This is a genomic window from Acidovorax sp. HMWF018 (genome assembly GCF_003061035.1).
GTDB lineage: Bacteria > Pseudomonadota > Gammaproteobacteria > Burkholderiales > Burkholderiaceae_C > Acidovorax > Acidovorax delafieldii.
Window position 1 is genome coordinate 1 of sequence record NZ_QAIM01000396.1, and the last position, 7,063, is coordinate 7,063.

General features: G+C 66.2%; 6 protein-coding genes. 2 read left to right on the forward strand and 4 right to left on the reverse strand.

All coding sequences use genetic code 11. The features are described 5' to 3' along the window. Positions 1-196 precede the first annotated feature (196 nt). A complete protein-coding gene (locus DBR23_RS29690; RefSeq protein WP_158276466.1) occupies positions 197-493 on the forward strand; it encodes an ankyrin repeat domain-containing protein in 297 nt (98 codons plus the stop codon). Between the two features lie 103 nt (positions 494-596). Here DBR23_RS29690 and DBR23_RS15760 read toward each other — a convergent pair whose 3' ends face one another. Both DBR23_RS15760 and DBR23_RS15765 read right to left on the reverse strand, forming a co-directional pair. Further along, positions 597-1,466 carry an HDOD domain-containing protein gene (locus tag DBR23_RS15760; protein ID WP_056746683.1) on the reverse strand — a complete coding sequence of 290 codons (870 nt, stop codon included), beginning with the start codon at positions 1,464-1,466 and terminating at the stop codon, positions 597-599. Positions 1,467-1,630: 164 nt separating this feature from the next. Continuing rightward, positions 1,631-2,578: a LysR family transcriptional regulator gene (locus DBR23_RS15765; protein WP_108498870.1), complete on the reverse strand. Its 948-nt coding sequence runs from the start codon at positions 2,576-2,578 to the stop codon at positions 1,631-1,633. Between the two features lie 132 nt (positions 2,579-2,710). Between DBR23_RS15765 and DBR23_RS15770 the strand changes: the two genes are divergently transcribed. Then, positions 2,711-3,355, forward strand: a complete 645-nt coding sequence (locus DBR23_RS15770; protein ID WP_099730040.1) for an FMN-dependent NADH-azoreductase — start codon at positions 2,711-2,713, stop codon at positions 3,353-3,355. A 187-nt stretch (positions 3,356-3,542) separates the two neighbouring features. On the opposite strand, the gene DBR23_RS15775 is transcribed toward DBR23_RS15770, so the two are convergent. Together DBR23_RS15775 and DBR23_RS15780 are read right to left on the reverse strand one after the other, a co-directional pair. Beyond that, the gene (locus tag DBR23_RS15775) at positions 3,543-5,849 is read right to left on the reverse strand and encodes a bifunctional diguanylate cyclase/phosphodiesterase (protein ID WP_108498869.1); all 2,307 of its coding nucleotides are present in this window, start codon (positions 5,847-5,849) and stop codon (positions 3,543-3,545) included. Positions 5,850-6,134: 285 nt separating this feature from the next. Beyond that, positions 6,135-6,938: a MetQ/NlpA family ABC transporter substrate-binding protein gene (locus tag DBR23_RS15780; RefSeq protein WP_233194296.1), complete on the reverse strand. Its 804-nt coding sequence runs from the start codon at positions 6,936-6,938 to the stop codon at positions 6,135-6,137. Positions 6,939-7,063: the final 125 nt, after the last annotated feature.

A 7,063-nucleotide genomic window follows, 5' to 3' on the forward strand; every position in this document is an offset into this window, starting at 1 on the left:
CCCCATGCCCTCGACGGCCGCAGCCCCACGCGCCGAATCCGGTGCCGAAAGACGCGAACGCGCATCAGTCTCCCCTGCACCAGCCCTTCAAGAAACCGCTCCGGCTGCCCCCGCCGCAGCAGCTGCACCAGCCACCCGCGCCCCGCTGGCTGACTCTGCGGCGCGCGACCACCAAGCGGCTGCTGCAGCCCCTGCCATGTCAAAAAATCTGGGCGCGGCCTTGCCCAACACCATCTGGGAGGCCGCCCGTACGGGCCAACCTCAGCAGGTCGAAGCCCTCGTGCAACAGGGCGCTCCGGTGGATGCCCGCGACCCCGAAGGAAAAACCGCCCTGATGCTGGCCGCCTTGAACGGCCACACCGCCACCGTGCAGCGGCTGCTGGCCTTGCGCGCCAACCCGGCGCTGGTGGACCGCGAAGGTCTGAATGCGGCACAGCTCGCGGCACAGCGGGGGCACACGCGCCTGGCAGAGCTGCTGGAAGCGGCCCGCTGAAAAGCGCACCGGCAGGTCTCGCAGTTCCCACGTCATGTCCGCAGGGGGCGGGCGTAGCTGCCCCGCTCGGCGATAGGGGCGAGTCAGTTGCTCGTCGGAATCATCAGAACCGCACTGCCTCAAACGCAGGATGCAGCGCGTCGATCCAGTGGTCCAGCTCGTCCTGCGTCACATGCAGGTGGTCCATGCAGGCCTGGCCGTGTTGGGTCCATTCGCGCGTGGGGGCCAGGCCGTCGTGCTGGTTGACCAGAAACTCGGCCAGCAAGCCCAGCGCCACCAGGTGCCGCACGGTGGGATCAAACTGCTCGTCGTTCAGGCACGCAAAGTCGTGATGCAGCCAGATGGCCTGGGCCACGTCGCCCGGCAGGTGCCAGGTGCGCGCCACGATGGCGCCCATCACCGCATGGTCGGTGCGGTGGCTCGCGTTCTCGGTCTGGGTAAAGGTGCGGTCCTTGCGCGCCAGGGCCTCGGTCACGGTGCCCGCGTAGCCCCGCACCGCCTTCACCAGCACCGGCATGCCCACGTGGCAGAACAGCCCGAAGCTGTAACCCAGGCCCGGGTCCAGGCTGTAAAGCTGGTGGCCGATGTGCTCGCACGCAATGGCGCGGCGCTGCGAGCTTTCCCAGAAATGCTCCAGCAGCGGCGAGCGCACCTGCAGCGCGTTGCGCGTGATGAAGGCAGACAACAGCTCCACGGCCGGTTGCAGCCCCAGCACCGTCAGCGCCATGCCCACGGTCTGCACCGGCTGGGCCAGGCCGTACAGCGGGCTATTAGCCAGCCGCATCACGGCAGCGGCCAGGGCTACGTCGGAGGATGCCAGTTGCTCCAGCGCGGTCGAGTCCAGCTCGGGCGCCGCCACGATCTGCTGCAGGCGCAGCAACGATTCGGGGCACGGCGGGATCACGATGGCGCGCACGGCAGGGTGCACGCGGGCTTGCCGGATGTCTTGGTCGATGGGGTGTGGAGCGGTCACAAAAAGTCCCCGGGCCGCCGCGTGTGCCGACCACACGGACGGGCGCAGCCCGCACAGTTGCAATTCGTTGCATTGTGGCGCCAAAAAGCGCTTTGCCCACCGAACCCGTGCACCAGCGCAGGCTTTGCGCCCAGCGCCTCAGAACCTGTGCTTTGAACAGGTTCTCAGATATTGGCCCCGTCGAGCCCCTGCAGGGCCTGCCGTGTGCTCAGGCTGCTGCGGCCGGGCATGGCCTCGCCCAGGTAGTCCAGAAAACGCCGCACCGCGGGCGACAGCCCCCGGCGGGAGGGGAACACGGCATGCACGATGGCGGGCGCCGGCGCCCAGTCGGGCAGCACCCGAACCAGCATGCGCTCGCGCATTTCTTCCTGGCACATGTAGTCGGGCATCCAGCACACCCCCGTGCCGGCCACGGCCGCGTATTTGAGCGTGAGCAGGTCGTCGGCCACATAGCGCGGCGTGTGCTGCACCACCTGGTGCACGCCGCCCGGTCCGATCAGGTTCCAGGTCGATCGGCCATCGGGGGCCGACATGGCGATGCTGTCGAGCTTGGCCAGGTCGTCCAGCGTTTGGGGCGTGCCCTGGCGGATCAGCAGCTCGGGGCTGGCCACCAGGATCTGCGTGGTGTGGTCCAGCCGCTTGACGACCATGCTGCCGCTGTCGTCCACCGAGGGACGCACGCGCAGCGCCACGTCGATGCCCTCTTCCACCAGGTTGACCGCGCGGTTGCTCACCAGCATGTCGATACGCACCTCCGGGCAACTGGCCAGGAACCGGGGGATCAGCTCGGCCACCACGGTCTGCGCCAGCGTGACGGGGCAGCTCACGCGGATGGTGCCGCGGGGCACGGTCTGCACCTGGGCCACCGTGTCGGCCGCCGCCTGGGCCGATTCGCGCATGGCCTGACAGTGGCGCAAATAGGCTTCGCCCACTTCGGTCAGCGAGAGCTTGCGGGTGGTGCGCTGCAGCAGGCGCACGCCCAGCTGCGTTTCCAGGTCGGACACCCGGCGTGACAGGCGCGATTTGGGGATACCGAGCGCGCGGCCCGCAGCGGCAAAGCCACCGCGCTCCACCACTTCGGCGAAATACAGCATGTCGTTGAGATCTTGCATGGGCTTCATCGTCCTATGGATAGAACAATCTATCGCAAGTTCACTACCTTATCAACAAATTGATCCATCCCCACAATTCATCCCATGGCCACACGCTGTGGCTCCGATCCACAGAACCCCAGGAGTTCCCTCATGCAACTGCTTCACGTCGACTCTGCCATCACCGGTGATCAATCCGTGTCCCGCCAACTGACTGCCCGCACCGTGACCGCCTGGCAAGCCGCTCACCCTGGCACCACCGTGCAATACCTGGACCTGGCCCAGCAAGCGCCTTCGCACCTGTCGGCCCAGTCGCTGGGGTTCCGCACCGGCCAGGCCGCTGCCACCGAGGCAGAGCGCGCTGAAAACGCACTGTCCGAGGCCCTGGTGAGCCAGTTCCTGGCCTCCGACGTGATCGTGATTGGCGCGCCGCTGTACAACTTCTCCATCCCCAGCCAGCTCAAGGCCTGGATCGACCGCCTGGCGCAAGCAGGCCGCACCTTCAAGTACACCGAGAAGGGCCCCGTGGGTCTGGCCGGTGGCAAAACGGTGATCGTCGCCTCCACCCGTGGCGGCGTGTACTCGACCAGCGAAGGCGGTCAGGCCATGGAGCACCAGGAGAGCTACCTGAAGGTGGTGTTTGGCTTCTTCGGCATCACCGACGTGCGCTTTGTGCGTGCCGAAGGCGTGGCAATGGGCCCAGACGCCAAGGCGGCCGCACTGGCCTCGGCCAATGTGGAAATTTCCACGCACACCAGCGTGGCCGCCAACCAAGGCCGCGTGTCGCAGGCCGCCTAAGCCCAGCGGCAACAACGGCGCGCAGGGCACAAGCCCTGCAAGCCACCCCAAACCCGGCCCTGTGCCGGGTTTGGGCTTTTATCAGGGCAAAACGGCCGGATGCGCTAGTGGAACATGCCTGAGCAGCTATCATTTTTGATATGCCACACACGGACCATGCCGCCCCCACGCCACACCGTGCCAGCAGTCACTGCGCAGCGGGCGGCGCCTGCCGCTGCAGCCATTGCTCGGCCAGTGGCCCGGGCGCCAGGGCCGGTGCAAACAGCCAGCCCTGAAAACGCTCGCAGCCCATGCGGATCAACAACTGCAGCTGCTCCTCGGTCTCCACGCCTTCGGCCACCACCTCCAGCCCCAGCGTGCGGGCCAGGGCGTTGACGGTGGCGCAGATCTCGCGGTCGTTCACGTCCACCACGATGTCGCGCACAAACACCTTGTCGATCTTCAGCTCGCTCACCGGCAGGCGCTTGAGCTTGATGAGCGACGAGTGGCCGGTGCCAAAGTCGTCGATCGACAGCGCAAAACCCGCGTTCTTCAGATCGAGCGCGATGGCGTACAGGGACTCGTCCAGCAGCTGCGACTCGGTGATCTCCAGCACCAGGCCGGCGGGCGCCACCCCGGCGCGCTGGGTCACGCCCAGCAGGGTCTGGGTGAAACCCGGCTCACGCAGCTGGATGGTGGAGACATTGACCGACACCACGGGCACCTGCCAGCCCTCGGCACGCCACTGCGCCATCTGGCGGCAGGCGGTCTCGAACACCCACAGCCCGATGGGCACGATGAGCCCGCTCTCCTCGGCCAGCGGGATGAACTCGTCGGGCGGCACCGCCTTGCCATCCACCGACCAGCGCAGCAGCGCCTCGGCACCCACGGTCTGGCGCTGCTGGTTGAGCTGGGGCTGGTAGACCAGCGCGAACTCGCCCGCCTGCAGCGCGTTGTGCAAGCGCCGGCGCAGCTCCAGCCGCCCGCGCGTGATCTGCGTGAACTCCTCGATGTAGAAGCGGTACGAGCCCCGGCCTGCACTCTTGGTGGCGTGCAGCGCCGAATGAGCGTGGCGCACCAGCTCCACGCTGTTGGCCGAGTCGTCCGGGTACAGACTGATGCCCAGGCTGGCGCCCATGTACTGTGCGCCCACCTCCGACAGCTCCCAGGGCTGCGCCAGGCCCTCCACCAGCGAGGCCGCCAGCTGCGCCAGCTCGGTGCGCGACGCGGGGCGCAGCAGCATCACCGTGAACTGGTCATTGGCCAGCCGCGACACCAGGCCCTGCCCCGCCAGCAGCTGGGTGATGCGCTGCGCCACCTCGCTCAGCAGCGCGTCGCCCACGCGGTGGCCATAGGTTTCGTTCACGCTCTTGAAGTGATCCAGGTCGATCAGCATCAGCGCCACGCGGCGGTTGGTGCTGTGTGTGTCGCGGGCGGCCTCGGCCACGGCACGCTCCAGGGCGTCTTCAAAGTAGCGTCGATTGGGCAGGCCGGTGAGCGCATCAAAGTGCGCCACGCGGTACAGCTGCTCCTCGTTGCGCAGCACAGCGGCCTCGGCCGTGCGCAGGCGGTTGAGCAGGCTCACCACAATGGTCTGGCGCAGTGCCGCCAGCAGCAGCACCAGCAGGCAGCACACCAGGATCAGCGCCTGCATGCCTGCCCTGCCATCGGGCGCCACAAACAGCAGCACCAGGGTGATGGCCGCCAGCGTCATGGACAGCAGTGGCACGTAGTTCATGACCTGGTCGCACTGGCGGCGGTAGGCCGCATCTGCCGACATCTCAAACCGCAGCCAGCGTGCGCCCCAGCCCAGCACCAGCGCCGACACACTGAAGCTGGCGTTGAACCAGATGCCCGGCTGCACCGTGTTGCTGATGACCATGAGGTTCCACTGCATCCAGCTCAGGCCAAAGCCCAGCAGGCCCAGCAGCACCAGCGCATGGGACCGGTCGATGCGCACCCCCACCGTCGGAACAGCCAGCGCCGTGACGCCCGCCGCAGCGAGAAACCCGGCCGGGTACAGCACCAGCACCGTGCCCACGGCCAGCGAGTCCACCTCGCCCGAGGGCAGGTAGATCACCAGCGTGAACGCCAGCAGCGCCAGCACCGTGCCGCCAAAGTCCAGGGCCGCCGGGTAGGCCCGGTCGCGCGACAGGCGCGCAAAAGTGGCGCGGATGACGGTGGCAGCCCACAGCGGCCCACCCGCCAGAAACAGCAGGTCAGCGGGCGCGGGGAACGGGTTCCAGTCCAGCGCCACCTGCACGTTCCACACCATTTGCCCCAGGGCCACCAGCACCGCAAAGATCAGCAGGCCGGTGTGCAGCGCGCGGTCGGTGGGCGGCGCCAGCCGCCAGCCACGCCAGGCCCAGAAGGCAGACAGCCCAAACGCCAGCGTCCAGGAGGCGTTGTCCAGAAACAGCCGCACGCCCGGTGCCGGTGCCCACAGTGACGCAACGAACAACAGCGTGGTCGCACTCAACCAGACCGCTGTGAGGATTCGTTCCGCGAAGGGCATGGTGGAGGGGATGGTGTTACTGGACGTTACCCTCTCATTGTGTATGCAAGCGCGACACCACAGTTTTCCCAGCGCAACGCAGGGGAATGGTGTTGGCGAAACGCTATCATTTGGATAGCTGTCTGCGCTTTACGGAAAAGCGCATAACGCCAAAAATACTTGGATGTTTGACTGCTGTCGCAGCCGCTTTTTCCACCCCTCTCCCCTTGCGGGAGAGAGGGCGAAGCAGCAACCAGTCCGCAGAGCCACAGCGCCCTTCATCGCAGGGCGCATTTGCGATCAGCTTCAGAAGCCTGGCAGCACCGAGCCCTTGAATTCGGTCTGGATGAACTTCTTGACTTCTTCCGAGTGGTAAGCCTTCACCAGCTTGGCCACCCAGGGCTTGTCCTTGTCGGCTTCACGCACGGCGATCAGGTTGACGTAGGGGCTCTTGGCGTTTTCTTGTGCAATGGCGTCCTTGCCAGGGTTCAGGCCGGCCGACAGCGCAAAGTTGGTGTTGATGGCCGAGGCGTCCAGATCGTCCAGCGAACGGGGCAGCTGAGCGGCGTCCAATTCAACAAACTTGAGCTTCTTGGGGTTGCTCACCACGTCCAGCGGCGTGGCCTTGAGGCCCGCGCCGTCACGCAGCTTGATCAGGCCCTTGTCCTGGAGCACCAGCAGCACGCGGCCGCCGTTGGTGGGGTCGTTGGGAATGCCGAACTTGGCGCCTTCCTTCAGGTCTTCCAGTTTCTTGACCTTCTTGGAATACAGGCCGATGGGGAAGTTGACGGTGTAGCCCACCGACACCAGCTTGTAGCCACGGTCGGCCACTTGCGCATCGAGGTAGGGCTTGTGCTGGTAGCTGTTGGCGTCCAGGTCGCCGGCAGCCAGCGCAGCGTTGGGCTGCACGTAGTCGCTGAACTCGACGATCTGGATCTTGAGGCCGTCCTTCTCGGCAACCTTCTTCACCTGCTCGAAGATCTGGGCGTGGGGGCCGCCGGTCACGCCCACCTTGATGGGCTTGTCCTGGGCCATGGCGCCGGACGAGAAAGCGGCAGCAGCGGCCAGGGCCAGGGCGGATTGCAGGAGAAGGCGCTTGTTGTTGTTCACAGGGAAAACCTTTCGTTGAGAGATGGTTCGCATCCTAGGGTTTCCCCGATAAAACTGGAACAACTAAGTTTTCATTTCATTACAACCCATTCGAATAAGAAGACAAGGCCCGTGCCCCCACCCCC

Excerpts from the sequence above, each read along its gene's own strand:
- DBR23_RS15765 (WP_108498870.1), bottom strand. The coding sequence starts at position 2,578 with ATGCAAGATCTCAACGACATGCTGTATTTCGCCGAAGTGGTGGAGCGC.
- DBR23_RS15775 (WP_108498869.1), bottom strand. The coding sequence starts at position 5,849 with ATGCCCTTCGCGGAACGAATCCTCACAGCGGTCTGGTTGAGTGCGACC.
- DBR23_RS15770 (WP_099730040.1), top strand. The coding sequence starts at position 2,711 with ATGCAACTGCTTCACGTCGACTCTGCCATCACCGGTGATCAATCCGTG.
- DBR23_RS29690 (WP_158276466.1), top strand. The coding sequence starts at position 197 with ATGTCAAAAAATCTGGGCGCGGCCTTGCCCAACACCATCTGGGAGGCC.